This window comes from Serratia rhizosphaerae, from assembly GCF_009817885.1.
Classification (GTDB): Bacteria; Pseudomonadota; Gammaproteobacteria; order Enterobacterales; family Enterobacteriaceae; genus Serratia_B; species Serratia_B rhizosphaerae.
The window spans coordinates 2,970,590-2,990,461 of record NZ_CP041764.1; the positions used below are offsets into that span (position 1 = coordinate 2,970,590).

Sequence of the window (19,872 nt, forward strand, 5' to 3'; positions counted from 1 at the left end):
GAGTTTGGGATACATGTTTTAGGTGTTATCTATGTTTCTAGATTATATTGCACTGGCAATACTTGTTGTTGTGATTCTGGTTTTATTTTACGGAGTTATCGCTATCCACGATATCCCTTATGAAATAGCAAAAGCACGTAAGCATCCTCACCAAGACTCTATCCATTATGCTGGCTGGGTGAGTCTGTTTACGCTCCATGTGCTGTGGCCTTTCCTATGGATTTGGGCCACACTATGGCGTGAAGATCGGGGGTGGGGAATACAAAGATTTAGTGAAGAACAATACGACTTGCATTCTCAGATGGCGTACATCCTTGGTCTAATAGAACAGCTGAAGGATGAAGTTGATAGAATAAAAGAAATAGATGGATATACCTCTGATGCTGTTGCTGTGAAGAAGGGTAAATAATGGAAACGCTATTGTTACTTTGTTATTCCGCACTTTGCATCATTGTTTTTAAGATTTTCCGTATTCCGCTAAATAAATGGACAGTACCAACGGCAGTGCTGGGCGGAGTTGTTTTTATCAGCTTGATTATTTTGTTCATGAACTACAATCATCCATTTAGTGATATGGGAAAACAGGCTTACCGTACGGTACCAATTGTATCGCAGGTTCGCGGTAGAGTGATTGAAGTATCGGCGAAGCCCAATACGATGCTGAAGAAAGGCGATGTACTGTTCCGTATCGATCCTATACCCTTCCAGACTGAAGTGGATGATCTGCGAGCTCAGGTCAAAGAAGCTAATCAAGATGCACTGTCACTAAATGCTGGACTAAATAAAGCTCAAGCTGAGCTTAATAAAACCATTGCAGATCGTGACAAAGCTAGACGTGAATATGCTCGCTACAAGGAAGGCTACATCCGAGGTGCTTTTTCTGATCAGGTGGTCGATACTCGCCGGCAGACATATAAATCTACTGAAGCGATTGTTACCGCAGCGCACGCGAAAGTTGAACGAGCGAAAAATAACCTTAATTCGAAATTGGGAGGTCAGAATACCAAAGTCGCCTCATTGTTAGCACAGTTACGTAAAGCAGAGTTTAGATTAGACAACACAGTTGTGCGTGCGCCATCCGCTGGCTATGTTAGCACTGTTGGCTTGCGTGAAGGCAGTATGTCCACGGCGTTGGGGCTTGCTCCAGTTATGACCTTTGTCCCAATTGATAGCGATAGGGCGCGCTCCTATGTGGCTGCATTTCGTCAGAACTATACACAGAGGTTGCAGCCAGGTTATAAAGCGGAGTTGATGTTCTCTGCAGTTCCGGGGACTGTCTTCAGCGGTGAAGTGACAGAAGTGCTGCCTGCTATTGGTGAAGGTCAATTCCAAGGGAAGGGACGACTTCTGACCACTATGGACTTGGTGGGGCAGGGGCGCGTGCTGGTCATTGTCAAAGCTACTGATCCGCGCCTTCAGGATTATAAATTACCCCTAGGAGTACAGGTCGGAATCGCAGTCTATTCCGAGTCTTTCAAAGAATTGTCATTGATCCGGAAAATTTTGCTTCGGATGGCAAGCTGGGAAAATTATTTCTTCCTAGAGCATTAAAATTAAAATGGTTATTACTTATGCTTATTCAATAGATAAATTATAGAAAACATCGGACTAAAATTTATCTTTCCCATGATACCGTAGGCACAAATGAAGAAATTACAATTAATAATTTTAATGATAAGGAAAACAAAGGATAAGAGAAACAATATTAACTAAAACGATGTGTGAAGGAGAAGGCTCTCTTAGATAGACTCTGTGGGGCGTTATCAATACTTAGCTGTTCACTTAGGATCTTTATTTTCATTATAGACCGCTTTACCAATGTTGTACTTCAGGATTCGAAGTCGGTACTTGGATGTTGTCCAAAATGATAAAATTGACAACACCACACATGAGATGTTTTATGTAATCTACTCAGGATGTGGTGTTTATGTAGAGATAAAAACCTCACAAAAATGGCCGGAAACCACAATATCACTTACCCTTCGCTATTGGCGGGAGTATCCACCCGCTGATGACATAAGGCCTATCCGCAGGTGGTTTCTTACTTAGCGCTTACCCGTCGGATGTTCAGGTAATGATATTATTTCAAGTAGATATCCACCTCTAGCATAGCTTATACGACCCTCATTTTTAAGAGTTGACAAATTATTAAGTATACTACTCCTAGATAGATGTGTTCTATCCTGAATGTATCTCAAGATAGTTGTGTTCTTACGTATATTATCCGGGAGGTTCATTATTTCAAAAAGATGCTCTCGTATCACTGAGTAAATCAATTGTTGATAGACCAAACTATCACGGTATCCTAAATAAGAAATGTAGTATGCTAATATCTCTGTGATGGCATACCAAAGGTTACGTTCTCTAAATATTTTTTTTGCCTTTAATGCGCTGAGCTTTAGCACCGTTGATGGTGTATCCAGTCGTAAAGCATGAGTGCGCTGATGTTGAAATAGTTCAACTATACCAAAGATATGCGGTTCGTAAACAGAACCAAGAACCAACTTATCCGATGAACGAAGAATTGATAACTGCCCATCAAGGAAGAGATAAATATTTGCCTCGTCTTTATGCTTCCATTCTATGATTTTTCTAGGGGGGTAGTTACATGCCACTGCGTGTGGTGTAAGCTCGTTAATTAATAAAGAAATAGCACTCTCAGGTCTTTGTGGTGTGAGGTTTTTCATATTAATACCCAGTTTTTAAGCCGATAGTAATTTTAATATTATAACCTATTATGGTTTTTTTTGCTTGATTGAGTTATTTGTGATTAATGTAAATGATAAAGCGTTCAAATTACACTCATTATCCATCTATATAGCTCGGCGTTGTTTTTAAATCCCATCTTGTGCATGATTGCGATTTTATATCCGCTAACAGTCTTTGGACTGACCCCCAGTTTTCTGGCTATTTCTGGTATGCTCAAACTTTTCTTGAAACCTCTGATGATATCTATTTCTCTTTTGCTAAAGTATATTTTACTGCAGTTTGACTTATCAGTTGTTTTTTTATTGTTTAGACAATTAATGATCATATCTATAGCTGATGAGATGCTTATATCTTGATGTATTACTTCCCGCTCTAGGATGCATTGATTAAATCTAATCTTGTTAGATGGGTTTCCTTGTGTTTTGATTGAAAAAAACAATGGCGGCTTTCTTTTGTGCGTAAGGAAGTAATTGCAAAAACAAATTCCCTCTCCTTGGGGTGAATGTTGAAAAATAATGTCTGCATACACTCCATTCTTCGATTCTATAATATCTGTGGCTGTGTTTTTTTTGTTAAATTCATCCTTGAGTATGTTTGTTAATCCAAGAGAAAAGTATGAGTTACTCCCGTATATTGATATTTTTATTGGTTTTTCTGATTTCATTTTTATCTCTCAATGATCTATAAATAAATTATTTTATTATAAGTGGTGTAATCTTTGTTGTTTTTTTTATTTAAAATTAAATGCTGTGATTTGGTTAGTATGTGTAGTTGCAGCACATCGAAAAAAAATGAAATATAAAAGCCACCGCACTCTTGATGTTGGACTCCCTGAACAGTTCGCGATAATCGGGATGCTCTGGGCGTATTATCCTGTGGCCACATTCTGCCACGTTCTGGAGAAAGGGGCATTCTGATAGTGAAGGATGATCCCTTCCCTTTTTTCAGTACCGGCGTAAAAAAAATCGATAAACCCTTCCAGTTCTATATATCTTCGCCGCGCAAGTAGGATGTGGTTTACAATTGAATTTTCTGGTGATCGTAAAAGAAAAGCCCGGCGAACCGGGCTTGGTGAAGGGTGTTTTAGTTACTGCATGCCACTTTCTTTCTCTGATGTTGGTTCTACTTCCGGTACATCTAAATAGCCGTTGAAAATTTCGTCTTCGATTTCCCTGACTTTCCAAGTGATGAGTTTAATTACCTCGCTAATGATTTCACTGACTGCATAGGAGAGTGTAAAGAAAAGCAAAAATAACATTATCACCAGCCACACTATCCATAATACGATTACGCCTGCATTCATTTTTGACGCCCTCGGTTAAGCACAATTCTGGGTTGCTGATTGTCACTTCCAGGCGTTCCTGGTAGATGCCTGAGCCTAGTACCAACTGGCCGTCGCCCCATTGTTTGACCACTTAATCAGGGTTTTCAGTACATCTTTACGTTTATTGGGGCTTCTCAGCTCGCTGTAACTGAACGCCTCTTCCACGAATGTATCGGCATCCTGAAGGGTAAAGACCAGCATATCTTTCCCCCGCAGCTTGATGAGATACCCCATATCCATGGCAGTAATAATCAGCCTGGCTAACGTTAAACGCTTACTCCAAAAGCAGGTCTTCATAGGCTTAATTCTCTTGATTTGCATCAATGCAAACCTTAATAGATTGTTGCTTGCTTTCCGTGTAGGCCACACGTTATTCAGAATTAACCAGCAGGCGAAAAGATACCGGCGTTACGGCATTAACGTCAGTGTCCCTGCCGTTGATATAAGCCTCAGTCACCATACAACGGTCACCAGTGCCGAAATGCAGGCTACGGCGTTCGACGTAGCGGTTGATAGGCGTATTCTGCATGCTCCACTCGCCATTTACGTAATCGTGCTGCCACTTCGTGTAGTCCTTGTCCAGATAGTAGATATTAATGTTCTTAATCCTTTTGATTTACACCAATGCAAACTTTATAGCGCGGTGATTATTTATTGTGCAAGCTGCACGTTGTTCAGAATTAAATTATCGGGAGGCGAAAAAGAAAAAGTTCGGCAAACCGGGTTGGGTGGGCTAGTTTTCCTGCTGCTCCTGCGTTTTCTTCCACAGGGTCAGCAGGTAGGACTGAGCCATCTCTATTTTTATCAGTTCCTGCTGCAGCAACTTGGTTGGCTCTATGAGGCTTGCCGGCGGGTTTATCTTTGGTGCCTGGTAGAGGTTCGGTGGCCGTTCCGTCACCTCGCTCTATTCTGCTGTTGTCGTGGTGGCCATCATGGACTTGCCATGCAGTTGTTGTCTGGCGCGGCGCGTCCTGTTTCTGCTTTGCGGCGGCAACCAGCTCTTTTGCTGTGATCATCGTCCCGTGCTCCTTACCTTGAATGAGATGGCTGACGGCAGATTGCCCTTGCCGGTGATGGCCATGCATGCCGCCTTCGGCGGCGCTAGGTCAAGGTGCTGCGCCGCCAGTACGTCAGGTTGATGTTTTGTTCTAACCAGGTGCAGTCGCTGCCCGGGGGGATTGGCGCTCACGGCGGTTAAAGTTTAGGCGTCCGTACCTTGGGAACCCCGCCCAGCCGTAATACAAAAAAAAGCCCTCTTGGCGAGGGCTAAGGAATACAAGAAAGTGTGACTCTAATGCGCAACAAACCGCTGTACGGGTTTGTATGGCCGTTAAGATAGTCTTTGAGAATGTATATTTCAGTTGTTTTTATGTTTAATTTTGGATTTTTAGGGCATGAAAAGTGCCGGCTAATGGAAAAGGCTCAAGGGAAGTCGAGTTGGTGCAGATTGCTGCCCAGAAAATAAATAAAAATAACGTCCCAAAAAGCATGTGTGCAGAGCCCTAAGATGTAAAAGATAAGGTACCATTCTTTTATGTTCACTGTGGCGTAAGTGTTAATTTATATATTTTATTTCATACTCTCCTTTTTGTCGTCTCTCAATGATTTCTTTGTTTTTGGTAAATCTGGTATTTATTTTATTTATCAGTTGCTTATGGTGTGGCTTGTTGTGTTTGTTTATAAATAAACAACATTCCGGGCGCGTTTGCTTTGGTTTTATTTAGAATGCGAACCTCATAAATTAAACAAAATAGTGATGATAAATTCGCATGAATAAAAAGCTGCTGAAAATGACAGCTCGGGCATGCCTGTGCCTTCAGCTGTTCGGAATATCTACAGGTACTTTGGCGCCTGCTCTGGCTTTGGCAAAAACGGAGGCGTCGGCACCGAGACAATTATTTGCATCCCAGACTGCGCTCTACGTTCTCCAGAATGGCGAAACTGTGACCTCTGTTGCCAAAAAGTTTAATTTGAGTGTTGCTGAACTGAAAAAAATTAATGAATTCCGCACATTCAGTAAACCCTTTGAACAGTTGGGCGCTGGCGATGAACTGGATGTTCCCACACCACAGAGTGCCTTGTCACCGATATCGAGCGGGACGGCGCTTTCCTCAAACGTGGGTGATATGGATGCAAAGTTTCTGGCCAACACGGCATCAACGTTTGGTACCGCACTTAGCAGTGATGACCCGAAGCAAAGCGCGGCAAACGTTGCCGGCAGTATGGTGGCTGGAGCGGCATCATCAGCCGTCGAGGACTGGTTGTCGCAGTTTGGTACTGCGCAGGTGGATTTAAACGTAGATGACAAGTTTCATCTTGATGACTCTTCCGTTGATTTTCTTATTCCGATTTATGATGCGTCTGCCAATTTGTTGTTTACCCAACTTGGATACCGCCATAAAGACGACCGTAATACGGTAAACCTGGGCATCGGGTATCGCCGTTTTCAGGGGAGCTGGATGTACGGCGTCAACTCTTTTTACGATGATGACGTGACGGGGGGAAACCGTCGTGTTGGTGTGGGTGTGGAGGCGTGGACTGATTATCTGAAACTGTCTGCTAACGGTTACCGTGGGCTTACCGATTGGCACCAGTCTCGTGACTTTGCTGATTATGACGAACGGCCTGCCGATGGTTTTGACCTTCGCGCTGAGGGCTGGTTACCTGTTTATCCACAACTGGGCGGTAAGCTTATTTATGAAAAATATTATGGCAACAATGTTGCCCTGATTGACAAGAATACGCTGAAGCACAATCCCGTGGCGGTGACTGTCGGGGTTAACTACACCCCGATACCGTTGGTCACCCTGGGGGTTGAGCATCAACAGGGGGAAGGCGGCGATGACGAAACCACATTTAACTTTGAGTTGAATTACCGTCTGGGCGTGCCGTGGGAAAAACAGGTCGATCCGGCTATGGTTGACTTCAGCCGCACGTTGGCAGGTAACCGGTATGATCTGGTCGAACGTAACAACGATATTGTTCTTGATTATAAAAAACAGGACCTTATACAGCTTGGTGTGCCTGATTCGATGTCTGGTAAAGCGGGTAACACGGATGTGCTGAGAGCTACAGTGAGTGCCAAGTATGGCACTGACCATGTTGAATGGAATACTCAGGAATTCGTTGCTGCGGGGGGCAAGGCGGAAGCGGCAGGTGTTAACGGAGAATCATTAAATATCACGTACCCTTCATTCCACTATACCGATACTGCGGACGCGAATATTTATCATATCAGTGCAGTTGCCTACGATAAGCATGGCAATAAATCCAATAATGGTACGACCGAAGTCAAGGTATCGGAAGCTGATGGCGATACGATCGAAATCACGGCCGCTAACCTGGATGTGGGGACGGGAGCGGTAGCGAACGGCAGTGACACCAATGCGGTGACGGCCATCGTAACGGACGCGAACGGTAACCCGGTTGCGAACCAGGAAGTGACGTTCAGCGTGTCGGAAGGTGCCGATATCACGACCGTGCAGGGCACAACCGATGAGGGAGGCAAGGCAACGGCGACGGTGACGAGCCTGAAGGCGGGCACCTATACGGTGACGGCGGAAGTGAATGGCAAGGGCACGAGCAAAAACACGACGTTCGTGGCAGACGACAGCACCGCTGAAATCACGGAAGGCAACCTGACGGTGGTGGATAACAATGCTGTAGCGGATGGTTCGCACACAGACAGCGTGCAGGCGAAGGTGACGGATGCGAGCGGCAACCCGGTCGCAGGCGTTGAGGTGAGCTTCTCGGCAGGCAATGGCGCCAAGGTGGTGACAGAGAAAGTCCCTACCGATGCGGATGGTGTGGCGAAGACGACGCTGACCAGCACGAAGGCGGGCGTCTCGACGGTGACGGCAAAGGCGGGCGACAGCGAGCGGACGGTTGATGTGAGCTTCGTGGCCGATGACGGTACGGCTGAAATCACGGAAGGCAACCTGATAGTGGTGGATAACAATGCTGTAGCGGATGGTTCGCACACAGACAGCGTGCAGGCGAAGGTGACGGATGCGAGCGGCAACCCGGTCGCAGGCGTTGAGGTGAGCTTCTCGGCAAGCAACGACGCCAAGGTGGTGACAGAGAAGGTCCCTACCGATGCGAATGGTGTAGCGAAGACGACGCTGACCAGCACGAAGGCGGGCGTCTCGACGGTGACGGCGAAGGCCGGTGACAGCGAGCCGAAGGTTGACGTGAGCTTCGTGGCGGACGAGAGCTCGGCGGAAATCACGGATGAGAACTTGGTTGTATTCAGAGACAACGCTGTAGCAAATGGCACGGCCAAAAACGGCATTATGGCAACAGTCACGGATGCCTATGGCAATCTGGTTGCTGGCCAAGTAGTGACGTTTCACGTGGCCGAAGGCGCCATTATTACCCTCACGCAGGGCACGACTGGCGACAACGGCAAGGCGATGGCTGCAGTCAGCAGCACGACGGCAGGCACGTATGCGGTGACGGCGGAAGTGAATGGCAAGGGCGCGAGCAAGGACACGACATTTGTGGCGGATGACAGCACGGCGACCATTACTGATGAGAACCTGATAATCGGTCATGACAACACGGTTGCGAGCGGCAAGGTAACTGATGGTGTGACCGCCACGGCAACGGTGACTGATAAAAATGGTAATCCGGTTGCCGATCAGGAGGTTATCTTTACTGTGACTGAGGGGGCGAACATCACTACGGTGAAAGGAACCACCGGGGCTAAAGGTAAGGCGGCGGCAGTGGTGACCAGTGCCAAGGCAGGGGCTTATACAGTAACCGCGAAGGTTAATGATAGTGCAGCCGAGAAGGCTGCCCACTTCGTGGCGGACGAGAGTACGGCTGAAATCACGGAAGGTAACCTGACGGTGGTGGATAACGGTGCTGTGGCCAACGGCACGGCCACGGACAGCGTGCAGGCGAAAGTCACCGACAGGAACAACAACCCGGTTGCGGGTGTTGAGGTGAGCTTCTCGGCAAGCAACGGTGCGACGGTGGTGACGGAGAAGGTCTCTACCGAGGCGGATGGTGTAGCGAAGACCACCCTGACCAGCACGAAGGCGGGCACGTCCAGCGTGACGGCAAGTGTGGGTGACAGCGAGCAGAAGGTTGACGTGAACTTCGTGGCGGATGACGGCACGGCTGAAATCACAGACACGAACCTGAGTGTGGGGACGGGAGCGGTTGCGAACGGCAGTGACACCAATGCGGTGACGGCCATCGTAACGGACGCGAACAGCAACCCGGTCAGTGGCCAGGAAGTGAAGTTCAGTGTGGCGGAAGGTGCCGATATCACGACGGTGCAGGGCACGACGGGCGCTGACGGTAAAGCGACGGCGACGGTGACGAGTCTGAAGGCGGGCACTTACTCGGTGACGGCGGAAGTGAACGGCAAGGGCACGAGCAAAAACACGACGTTCGTGGCGGACGAGAGTACGGCTGAAATCACGGAAGGTAACCTGACGGTGGTGGATAACGGTGCTGTGGCCAACGGCACGGCCACGGACAGCGTGCAGGCGAAAGTCACCGACAGGAACAACAACCCGGTTGCGGGTGTTGAGGTGAGCTTCTCGGCAAGCAACGGTGCGACGGTGGTGACGGAGAAGGTCTCTACCGAGGCGGATGGTGTAGCGAAGACCACCCTGACCAGCACGAAGGCGGGCACGTCCAGCGTGACGGCAAGTGTGGGTGACAGCGAGCAGAAGGTTGACGTGAACTTCGTGGCGGATGACGGCACGGCTGAAATCACAGACACGAACCTGAGTGTGGGGACGGGAGCGGTTGCGAACGGCAGTGACACCAATGCGGTGACGGCCATCGTAACGGACGCGAACAGCAACCCGGTCAGTGGCCAGGAAGTGAAGTTCAGCGTGGCGGAAGGTGCCGATATCACGACGGTGCAGGGCACGACGGGCGCTGACGGTAAAGCGACGGCGACGGTGACGAGTCTGAAGGCGGGCACTTACTCGGTGACGGCGGAAGTGAACGGCAAGGGCACGAGCAAAAACACGACGTTCGTGGCGGACGAGAGTACGGCTGAAATCACGGAAGGTAACCTGACGGTGGTGGATAACGGTGCTGTGGCCAACGGCACGGCCACGGACAGCGTGCAGGCGAAAGTCACCGACAGGAACAACAACCCGGTTGCGGGTGTTGAGGTGAGCTTCTCGGCAAGCAACGGTGCGACGGTGGTGACGGAGAAGGTCTCTACCGAGGCGGATGGTGTAGCGAAGACCACCCTGACCAGCACGAAGGCGGGCACGTCCAGCGTGACGGCAAGTGTGGGTGACAGCGAGCAGAAGGTTGACGTGAACTTCGTGGCGGATGACGGCACGGCTGAAATCACAGACACGAACCTGAGTGTGGGGACGGGAGCGGTTGCGAACGGCAGTGACACCAATGCGGTGACGGCCATCGTAACGGACGCGAACAGCAACCCGGTCAGTGGCCAGGAAGTGAAGTTCAGCGTGGCGGAAGGTGCCGATATCACGACGGTGCAGGGCACGACGGGCGCTGACGGTAAAGCGACGGCGACGGTGACGAGTCTGAAGGCGGGCACTTACTCGGTGACGGCGGAAGTGAACGGCAAGGGCACGAGCAAAAACACGACGTTCGTGGCGGACGAGAGTACGGCTGAAATCACGGAAGGTAACCTGACGGTGGTGGATAACGGTGCTGTGGCCAACGGCACGGCCACGGACAGCGTGCAGGCGAAAGTCACCGACAGGAACAACAACCCGGTTGCGGGTGTTGAGGTGAGCTTCTCGGCAAGCAACGGTGCGACGGTGGTGACGGAGAAGGTCTCTACCGAGGCGGATGGTGTAGCGAAGACCACCCTGACCAGCACGAAGGCGGGCACGTCCAGCGTGACGGCAAGTGTGGGTGACAGCGAGCAGAAGGTTGACGTGAACTTCGTGGCGGATGACGGCACGGCTGAAATCACAGACACGAACCTGAGTGTGGGGACGGGAGCGGTTGCGAACGGCAGTGACACCAATGCGGTGACGGCCATCGTAACGGACGCGAACAGCAACCCGGTCAGTGGCCAGGAAGTGAAGTTCAGTGTGGCGGAAGGTGCCGATATCACGACGGTGCAGGGCACGACGGGCGCTGACGGTAAAGCGACGGCGACGGTGACGAGTCTGAAGGCGGGCACTTACTCGGTGACGGCGGAAGTGAACGGCAAGGGCACGAGCAAAAACACGACGTTCGTGGCGGACGAGAGTACGGCTGAAATCACGGAAGGTAACCTGACGGTGGTGGATAACGGTGCTGTGGCCAACGGCACGGCCACGGACAGCGTGCAGGCGAAAGTCACCGACAGGAACAACAACCCGGTTGCGGGTGTTGAGGTGAGCTTCTCGGCAAGCAACGGTGCGACGGTGGTGACGGAGAAGGTCTCTACCGAGGCGGATGGTGTAGCGAAGACCACCCTGACCAGCACGAAGGCGGGCACGTCCAGCGTGACGGCAAGTGTGGGTGACAGCGAGCAGAAGGTTGACGTGAACTTCGTGGCGGATGACGGCACGGCTGAAATCACAGACACGAACCTGAGTGTGGGGACGGGAGCGGTTGCGAACGGCAGTGACACCAATGCGGTGACGGCCATCGTAACGGACGCGAACAGCAACCCGGTCAGTGGCCAGGAAGTGAAGTTCAGTGTGGCGGAAGGTGCCGATATCACGACGGTGCAGGGCACGACGGGCGCTGACGGTAAAGCGACGGCGACGGTGACGAGTCTGAAGGCGGGCACTTACTCGGTGACGGCGGAAGTGAACGGCAAGGGCACGAGCAAAAACACGACGTTCGTGGCGGACGAGAGTACGGCTGAAATCACGGAAGGTAACCTGACGGTGGTGGATAACGGTGCTGTGGCCAACGGCACGGCCACGGACAGCGTGCAGGCGAAAGTCACCGACAGGAACAACAACCCGGTTGCGGGTGTTGAGGTGAGCTTCTCGGCAAGCAACGGTGCGACGGTGGTGACGGAGAAGGTCTCTACCGAGGCGGATGGTGTAGCGAAGACCACCCTGACCAGCACGAAGGCGGGCACGTCCAGCGTGACGGCAAGTGTGGGTGACAGCGAGCAGAAGGTTGACGTGAACTTCGTGGCGGATGACGGCACGGCTGAAATCACAGACACGAACCTGAGTGTGGGGACGGGAGCGGTTGCGAACGGCAGTGACACCAATGCGGTGACGGCCATCGTAACGGACGCGAACAGCAACCCGGTCAGTGGCCAGGAAGTGAAGTTCAGTGTGGCGGAAGGTGCCGATATCACGACGGTGCAGGGCACGACGGGCGCTGACGGTAAAGCGACGGCGACGGTGACGAGTCTGAAGGCGGGCACTTACTCGGTGACGGCGGAAGTGAACGGCAAGGGCACGAGCAAAAACACGACGTTCGTGGCGGACGAGAGTACGGCTGAAATCACGGAAGGTAACCTGACGGTGGTGGATAACGGTGCTGTGGCCAACGGCACGGCCACGGACAGCGTGCAGGCGAAAGTCACCGACAGGAACAACAACCCGGTTGCGGGTGTTGAGGTGAGCTTCTCGGCAAGCAACGGTGCGACGGTGGTGACGGAGAAGGTCTCTACCGAGGCGGATGGTGTAGCGAAGACCACCCTGACCAGCACGAAGGCGGGCACGTCCAGCGTGACGGCAAGTGTGGGTGACAGCGAGCAGAAGGTTGACGTGAACTTCGTGGCGGATGACGGCACGGCTGAAATCACAGACACGAACCTGAGTGTGGGGACGGGAGCGGTTGCGAACGGCAGTGACACCAATGCGGTGACGGCCATCGTAACGGACGCGAACAGCAACCCGGTCAGTGGCCAGGAAGTGAAGTTCAGCGTGGCGGAAGGTGCCGATATCACGACGGTGCAGGGCACGACGGGCGCTGACGGTAAAGCGACGGCGACGGTGACGAGTCTGAAGGCGGGCACTTACTCGGTGACGGCGGAAGTGAACGGCAAGGGCACGAGCAAAAACACGACGTTCGTGGCGGACGAGAGTACGGCTGAAATCACGGAAGGTAACCTGACGGTGGTGGATAACGGTGCTGTGGCCAACGGCACGGCCACGGACAGCGTGCAGGCGAAAGTCACCGACAGGAACAACAACCCGGTTGCGGGTGTTGAGGTGAGCTTCTCGGCAAGCAACGGTGCGACGGTGGTGACGGAGAAGGTCTCTACCGAGGCGGATGGTGTAGCGAAGACCACCCTGACCAGCACGAAGGCGGGCACGTCCAGCGTGACGGCAAGTGTGGGTGACAGCGAGCAGAAGGTTGACGTGAACTTCGTGGCGGATGACGGCACGGCTGAAATCACAGACACGAACCTGAGTGTGGGGACGGGAGCGGTTGCGAACGGCAGTGACACCAATGCGGTGACGGCCATCGTAACGGACGCGAACAGCAACCCGGTCAGTGGCCAGGAAGTGAAGTTCAGTGTGGCGGAAGGTGCCGATATCACGACGGTGCAGGGCACGACGGGCGCTGACGGTAAAGCGACGGCGACGGTGACGAGTCTGAAGGCGGGCACTTACTCGGTGACGGCGGAAGTGAACGGCAAGGGCACGAGCAAAAACACGACGTTCGTGGCGGACGAGAGTACGGCTGAAATCACGGAAGGTAACCTGACGGTGGTGGATAACGGTGCTGTGGCCAACGGCACGGCCACGGACAGCGTGCAGGCGAAAGTCACCGACAGGAACAACAACCCGGTTGCGGGTGTTGAGGTGAGCTTCTCGGCAAGCAACGGTGCGACGGTGGTGACGGAGAAGGTCTCTACCGAGGCGGATGGTGTAGCGAAGACCACCCTGACCAGCACGAAGGCGGGCACGTCCAGCGTGACGGCAAGTGTGGGTGACAGCGAGCAGAAGGTTGACGTGAACTTCGTGGCGGATGACGGCACGGCTGAAATCACAGACACGAACCTGAGTGTGGGGACGGGAGCGGTTGCGAACGGCAGTGACACCAATGCGGTGACGGCCATCGTAACGGACGCGAACAGCAACCCGGTCAGTGGCCAGGAAGTGAAGTTCAGCGTGGCGGAAGGTGCCGATATCACGACGGTGCAGGGCACGACGGGCGCTGACGGTAAAGCGACGGCGACGGTGACGAGTCTGAAGGCGGGCACTTACTCGGTGACGGCGGAAGTGAACGGCAAGGGCACGAGCAAAAACACGACGTTCGTGGCGGACGAGAGTACGGCTGAAATCACGGAAGGTAACCTGACGGTGGTGGATAACGGTGCTGTGGCCAACGGCACGGCCACGGACAGCGTGCAGGCGAAAGTCACCGACAGGAACAACAACCCGGTTGCGGGTGTTGAGGTGAGCTTCTCGGCAAGCAACGGTGCGACGGTGGTGACGGAGAAGGTCTCTACCGAGGCGGATGGTGTAGCGAAGACCACCCTGACCAGCACGAAGGCGGGCACGTCCAGCGTGACGGCAAGTGTGGGTGACAGCGAGCAGAAGGTTGACGTGAACTTCGTGGCGGATGACGGCACGGCTGAAATCACAGACACGAACCTGAGTGTGGGGACGGGAGCGGTTGCGAACGGCAGTGACACCAATGCGGTGACGGCCATCGTAACGGACGCGAACAGCAACCCGGTCAGTGGCCAGGAAGTGAAGTTCAGCGTGGCGGAAGGTGCCGATATCACGACGGTGCAGGGCACGACGGGCGCTGACGGTAAAGCGACGGCGACGGTGACGAGTCTGAAGGCGGGCACTTACTCGGTGACGGCGGAAGTGAACGGCAAGGGCACGAGCAAAAACACGACGTTCGTGGCGGACGAGAGTACGGCTGAAATCACGGAAGGTAACCTGACGGTGGTGGATAACGGTGCTGTGGCCAACGGCACGGCCACGGACAGCGTGCAGGCGAAAGTCACCGACAGGAACAACAACCCGGTTGCGGGTGTTGAGGTGAGCTTCTCGGCAAGCAACGGTGCGACGGTGGTGACGGAGAAGGTCTCTACCGAGGCGGATGGTGTAGCGAAGACCACCCTGACCAGCACGAAGGCGGGCACGTCCAGCGTGACGGCAAGTGTGGGTGACAGCGAGCAGAAGGTTGACGTGAACTTCGTGGCGGATGACGGCACGGCTGAAATCACAGACACGAACCTGAGTGTGGGGACGGGAGCGGTTGCGAACGGCAGTGACACCAATGCGGTGACGGCCATCGTAACGGACGCGAACAGCAACCCGGTCAGTGGCCAGGAAGTGAAGTTCAGCGTGGCGGAAGGTGCCGATATCACGACGGTGCAGGGCACGACGGGCGCTGACGGTAAAGCGACGGCGACGGTGACGAGTCTGAAGGCGGGCACTTACTCGGTGACGGCGGAAGTGAACGGCAAGGGCACGAGCAAAAACACGACGTTCGTGGCGGACGAGAGTACGGCTGAAATCACGGAAGGTAACCTGACGGTGGTGGATAACGGTGCTGTGGCCAACGGCACGGCCACGGACAGCGTGCAGGCGAAAGTCACCGACAGGAACAACAACCCGGTTGCGGGTGTTGAGGTGAGCTTCTCGGCAAGCAACGGTGCGACGGTGGTGACGGAGAAGGTCTCTACCGAGGCGGATGGTGTAGCGAAGACCACCCTGACCAGCACGAAGGCGGGCACGTCCAGCGTGACGGCAAGTGTGGGTGACAGCGAGCAGAAGGTTGACGTGAACTTCGTGGCGGATGACGGCACGGCTGAAATCACAGACACGAACCTGAGTGTGGGGACGGGAGCGGTTGCGAACGGCAGTGACACCAATGCGGTGACGGCCATCGTAACGGACGCGAACAGCAACCCGGTCAGTGGCCAGGAAGTGAAGTTCAGTGTGGCGGAAGGTGCCGATATCACGACGGTGCAGGGCACGACGGGCGCTGACGGTAAAGCGACGGCGACGGTGACGAGTCTGAAGGCGGGCACTTACTCGGTGACGGCGGAAGTGAACGGCAAGGGCACGAGCAAAAACACGACGTTCGTGGCGGACGAGAGTACGGCTGAAATCACGGAAGGTAACCTGACGGTGGTGGATAACGGTGCTGTGGCCAACGGCACGGCCACGGACAGCGTGCAGGCGAAAGTCACCGACAGGAACAACAACCCGGTTGCGGGTGTTGAGGTGAGCTTCTCGGCAAGCAACGGTGCGACGGTGGTGACGGAGAAGGTCTCTACCGAGGCGGATGGTGTAGCGAAGACCACCCTGACCAGCACGAAGGCGGGCACGTCCAGCGTGACGGCAAGTGTGGGTGACAGCGAGCAGAAGGTTGACGTGAACTTCGTGGCGGATGACGGCACGGCTGAAATCACAGACACGAACCTGAGTGTGGGGACGGGAGCGGTTGCGAACGGCAGTGACACCAATGCGGTGACGGCCATCGTAACGGACGCGAACAGCAACCCGGTCAGTGGCCAGGAAGTGAAGTTCAGTGTGGCGGAAGGTGCCGATATCACGACGGTGCAGGGCACGACGGGCGCTGACGGTAAAGCGACGGCGACGGTGACGAGTCTGAAGGCGGGCACTTACTCGGTGACGGCGGAAGTGAACGGCAAGGGCACGAGCAAAAACACGACGTTCGTGGCGGACGAGAGTACGGCTGAAATCACGGAAGGTAACCTGACGGTGGTGGATAACGGTGCTGTGGCCAACGGCACGGCCACGGACAGCGTGCAGGCGAAAGTCACCGACAGGAACAACAACCCGGTTGCGGGTGTTGAGGTGAGCTTCTCGGCAAGCAACGGTGCGACGGTGGTGACGGAGAAGGTCTCTACCGAGGCGGATGGTGTAGCGAAGACCACCCTGACCAGCACGAAGGCGGGCACGTCCAGCGTGACGGCAAGTGTGGGTGACAGCGAGCAGAAGGTTGACGTGAACTTCGTGGCGGATGACGGCACGGCTGAAATCACAGACACGAACCTGAGTGTGGGGACGGGAGCGGTTGCGAACGGCAGTGACACCAATGCGGTGACGGCCATCGTAACGGACGCGAACAGCAACCCGGTCAGTGGCCAGGAAGTGAAGTTCAGTGTGGCGGAAGGTGCCGATATCACGACGGTGCAGGGCACGACGGGCGCTGACGGTAAAGCGACGGCGACGGTGACGAGTCTGAAGGCGGGCACTTACTCGGTGACGGCGGAAGTGAACGGCAAGGGCACGAGCAAAAACACGACGTTCGTGGCGGACGAGAGTACGGCTGAAATCACGGAAGGTAACCTGACGGTGGTGGATAACGGTGCTGTGGCCAACGGCACGGCCACGGACAGCGTGCAGGCGAAAGTCACCGACAGGAACAACAACCCGGTTGCGGGTGTTGAGGTGAGCTTCTCGGCAAGCAACGGTGCGACGGTGGTGACGGAGAAGGTCTCTACCGAGGCGGATGGTGTAGCGAAGACCACCCTGACCAGCACGAAGGCGGGCACGTCCAGCGTGACGGCAAGTGTGGGTGACAGCGAGCAGAAGGTTGACGTGAACTTCGTGGCGGATGACGGCACGGCTGAAATCACAGACACGAACCTGAGTGTGGGGACGGGAGCGGTTGCGAACGGCAGTGACACCAATGCGGTGACGGCCATCGTAACGGACGCGAACAGCAACCCGGTCAGTGGCCAGGAAGTGAAGTTCAGCGTGGCGGAAGGTGCCGATATCACGACGGTGCAGGGCACGACGGGCGCTGACGGTAAAGCGACGGCGACGGTGACGAGTCTGAAGGCGGGCACTTACTCGGTGACGGCGGAAGTGAACGGCAAGGGCACGAGCAAAAACACGACGTTCGTGGCGGAGAAGTCTTATACAGTGACGGCGTCAATAAGTGAAGATTATGCACCAGTAATTGATGATTATGGCATTGGAGTTACCTTTGATGTAACGGACGAAGAGGGAAATCCAGCCGAGGGCGTTGGCATTCAAGTAGCAGCGACTAATGGTGCGAAAGCATCTCCTGATAGAGGTTTTCTTAGCAATGGTCGGTATGCCACAAAAATTTATAGTAGTGTAGGGGGGGAATCAATTGTCACGGCAACCCTGGATACCACTCGCAAAGAAAGTGCTCAGGTGAAAATACATTTTGTTGGTAATTTATCGGTTGATTTAGTGGTAGATCAAGATAATGCTATGCCAGACGGTAAGCAGTTCAACAAAGTAACTGCTGTATTGCCCGGCGACCAGGGCCATCCGCTTGTCGGTCAATATATATATTTTTCAGCAACTAATGGCGCGAAAGTTACCTCCGAAAGGGTGGCGACAGACTCGAATGGTAGAGCCAGTACGACGCTGACAAGCTTCACGTCGGGAGTGTCGACAGTGACGGCGGAATTTGGCATTGCTGATAGCGTCGATACTGTAGATGTTCATTTCGGCGATTCGGCGAGAATCGTCGAATACTGGGATGGTACTCATTCATCCGCGTGTGTTGCGCCGGGTGTCTATGGAATGCCATGGGTTATTGTAAAAGATGCACAAGGCAATCCTGTGGAAGGGCGGCTGGTTACATTTAAAGGGGGATATATTGGTAGTAATGGGGTGAGTTCGGTCTACACCGACTCTGACGGGAAGGCGAGTATTGCCAATACAGCCGATTGGTATTGGGACAGTGCCGGCGGCTCGCGTCATGATGTGACTGCCCCGTATCAGGCATCTTTGCAGAATGGTTCCACGGTTTCTGAGGTTTATGATATATGTCATAATTAATTGTTTTAAACTGCGAAGTGACATGACAGGGATGTTGTGTATGTTTTTTGTAACATCAATTTCGCTGTAGCTCCCCCCCCCAGGCCTTATGGCCTTGGGGGCATAACGAAGGGTGCACTTGGTTTTAGATACGCATTATCAATCCCTTGGTGGGGAGTTGCCAGGTGCGCTCTTCGATATGAAGTGAACTTATAACCTAAAATATTACTCGGCTAGAGTTGATGAACGTTAAAGTATAAAAAATGGATTGATGATGACATCTCTTTTTTTAGTGATTGATTTGCGATGCGGGGTATTTCCACTGTCGGTAATGTTGGTGTTTTTTTTGCTTGCTTTTGTGGGCTTGGTTGTTTTTTTTGTTGTCGTTATTAATTAACCTGTCCATTATCACATTTAATGGCTAATGCCATGCTACAATTTAAATTATCAATGCTCTGTTTTAAGTTGAGGGATGCTATGTTTCTTAGGAAAAATAAATCCGATGACTCATGTGCTTATGATTACCTCTATGAAGATATATCCACCAATTATCGCTTGATGCTGAAAGAGATTGCTGAACTTCGAGATTTGTTGGTCAGGAATGGTATCGATGCTGATGTTGTGCCACGGTGGTACTCAGGCAGTTCCCGTTATGGTGACTCGTCCTTACCCAAGCGTTAAGCATGAAAATTAGTCCGGTGTAGTTCATCAGTATATCTGTCTGGTGAGTGTTTTTTACGATAAAACCTTCTGATTTATCGATGTTTTCTGTCGTTTTGGTTCGCTGTTTTTACAAGTGGCTACTTGGCAGGTAAACATAATGAAATATTGGAGCAGGTGGTTGTGTTGGGGGGTTATCAATATGGAATGGCGTCTGGAGGGTTATGCTTGTTTGGCTCTCGGGGCGATTTCCGACGCTCTCTGTTACTATGATGAGTTTTTACCTCCGCGATACCTGTTGATGTGAAAATAACCCCCCCAATATTGGCGCGTGAGGTTATTATTGGTGCGCGCTTTGGTGTTTTTTTTGTTGTTTTTATAATGCTCTTTAAAGTCTTATTTGTGGTTTTTTTAATTCTTTTTGTATTCATTTTTGTTTCCCTGCCTTCCTTTTTTTGTTTTTTTTGGTGAAATACCATTGCTAAATTTCATTGCTGAGCTAGGTTGTATTTATCGTGTCGGCCG

The 19,872-nt window shown here is 52.7% G+C and carries 8 protein-coding genes; 4 read left to right on the forward strand and 4 right to left on the reverse strand.

Annotated elements, in window-relative coordinates:
* Window positions 1-31: 31 nt before the first annotated feature.
* Window positions 32-409, forward strand: coding sequence for a DUF3302 domain-containing protein (locus FO014_RS13900; RefSeq protein ID WP_160029958.1), 378 nt, complete (start codon window positions 32-34; stop codon window positions 407-409).
* The gene (locus FO014_RS13905; protein WP_160029959.1) at window positions 409-1,551 is read left to right on the forward strand and encodes an HlyD family secretion protein; all 1,143 of its coding nucleotides are present in this window, start codon (window positions 409-411) and stop codon (window positions 1,549-1,551) included. The genes FO014_RS13900 and FO014_RS13905 overlap by 1 nt, the downstream gene beginning before the upstream one ends.
* Window positions 1,552-2,045: 494 nt before the next feature.
* Here the strand turns inward: FO014_RS13905 and FO014_RS13910 are convergent, their stop codons facing one another.
* From FO014_RS13910 to FO014_RS13920, 3 genes are all read right to left on the reverse strand, one after another.
* Entirely contained in the window at window positions 2,046-2,687 is a 642-nt protein-coding gene (locus FO014_RS13910) for a helix-turn-helix domain-containing protein (RefSeq protein WP_160029960.1), read from the reverse strand.
* Between the two features lie 104 nt (window positions 2,688-2,791).
* Window positions 2,792-3,373 (reverse strand): response regulator transcription factor, encoded by a 582-nt coding sequence (locus tag FO014_RS13915; protein ID WP_160029961.1) that lies wholly within the window; start codon window positions 3,371-3,373, stop codon window positions 2,792-2,794.
* A gap of 423 nt (window positions 3,374-3,796) precedes the next feature.
* A complete protein-coding gene (locus tag FO014_RS13920) occupies window positions 3,797-4,012 on the reverse strand; it encodes a hypothetical protein (RefSeq protein ID WP_160029962.1) in 216 nt (71 codons plus the stop codon).
* 259 nt (window positions 4,013-4,271) lie between these two features.
* On the opposite strand from FO014_RS13920, the gene FO014_RS23860 reads away from it, so the two are divergent.
* Complete coding sequence (locus FO014_RS23860) at window positions 4,272-5,045, forward strand: hypothetical protein (protein WP_212603821.1); 774 nt, start codon at window positions 4,272-4,274, stop codon at window positions 5,043-5,045.
* A gap of 1,114 nt (window positions 5,046-6,159) precedes the next feature.
* Window positions 6,160-18,708: an Ig-like domain-containing protein gene (locus tag FO014_RS13935; protein ID WP_160029965.1), complete on the forward strand. Its 12,549-nt coding sequence runs from the start codon at window positions 6,160-6,162 to the stop codon at window positions 18,706-18,708.
* A gap of 836 nt (window positions 18,709-19,544) precedes the next feature.
* Here the strand turns inward: FO014_RS13935 and FO014_RS13940 are convergent.
* The gene (locus FO014_RS13940; protein WP_160029966.1) at window positions 19,545-19,826 is read right to left on the reverse strand and encodes a hypothetical protein; all 282 of its coding nucleotides are present in this window, start codon (window positions 19,824-19,826) and stop codon (window positions 19,545-19,547) included.
* Window positions 19,827-19,872 lie beyond the last annotated feature (46 nt).

Coding starts and splice junctions, on each gene's coding strand:
- FO014_RS13900 (WP_160029958.1), top strand. CDS start 32: ATGTTTCTAGATTATATTGCACTGGCAATACTTGTTGTTGTGATTCTG.
- FO014_RS13905 (WP_160029959.1), top strand. CDS start 409: ATGGAAACGCTATTGTTACTTTGTTATTCCGCACTTTGCATCATTGTT.
- FO014_RS13910 (WP_160029960.1), bottom strand. CDS start 2,687: ATGAAAAACCTCACACCACAAAGACCTGAGAGTGCTATTTCTTTATTA.
- FO014_RS13915 (WP_160029961.1), bottom strand. CDS start 3,373: ATGAAATCAGAAAAACCAATAAAAATATCAATATACGGGAGTAACTCA.
- FO014_RS13920 (WP_160029962.1), bottom strand. CDS start 4,012: ATGAATGCAGGCGTAATCGTATTATGGATAGTGTGGCTGGTGATAATG.
- FO014_RS23860 (WP_212603821.1), top strand. CDS start 4,272: ATGGCAGTAATAATCAGCCTGGCTAACGTTAAACGCTTACTCCAAAAG.
- FO014_RS13935 (WP_160029965.1), top strand. CDS start 6,160: ATGGATGCAAAGTTTCTGGCCAACACGGCATCAACGTTTGGTACCGCA.
- FO014_RS13940 (WP_160029966.1), bottom strand. CDS start 19,826: ATGGTATTTCACCAAAAAAAACAAAAAAAGGAAGGCAGGGAAACAAAA.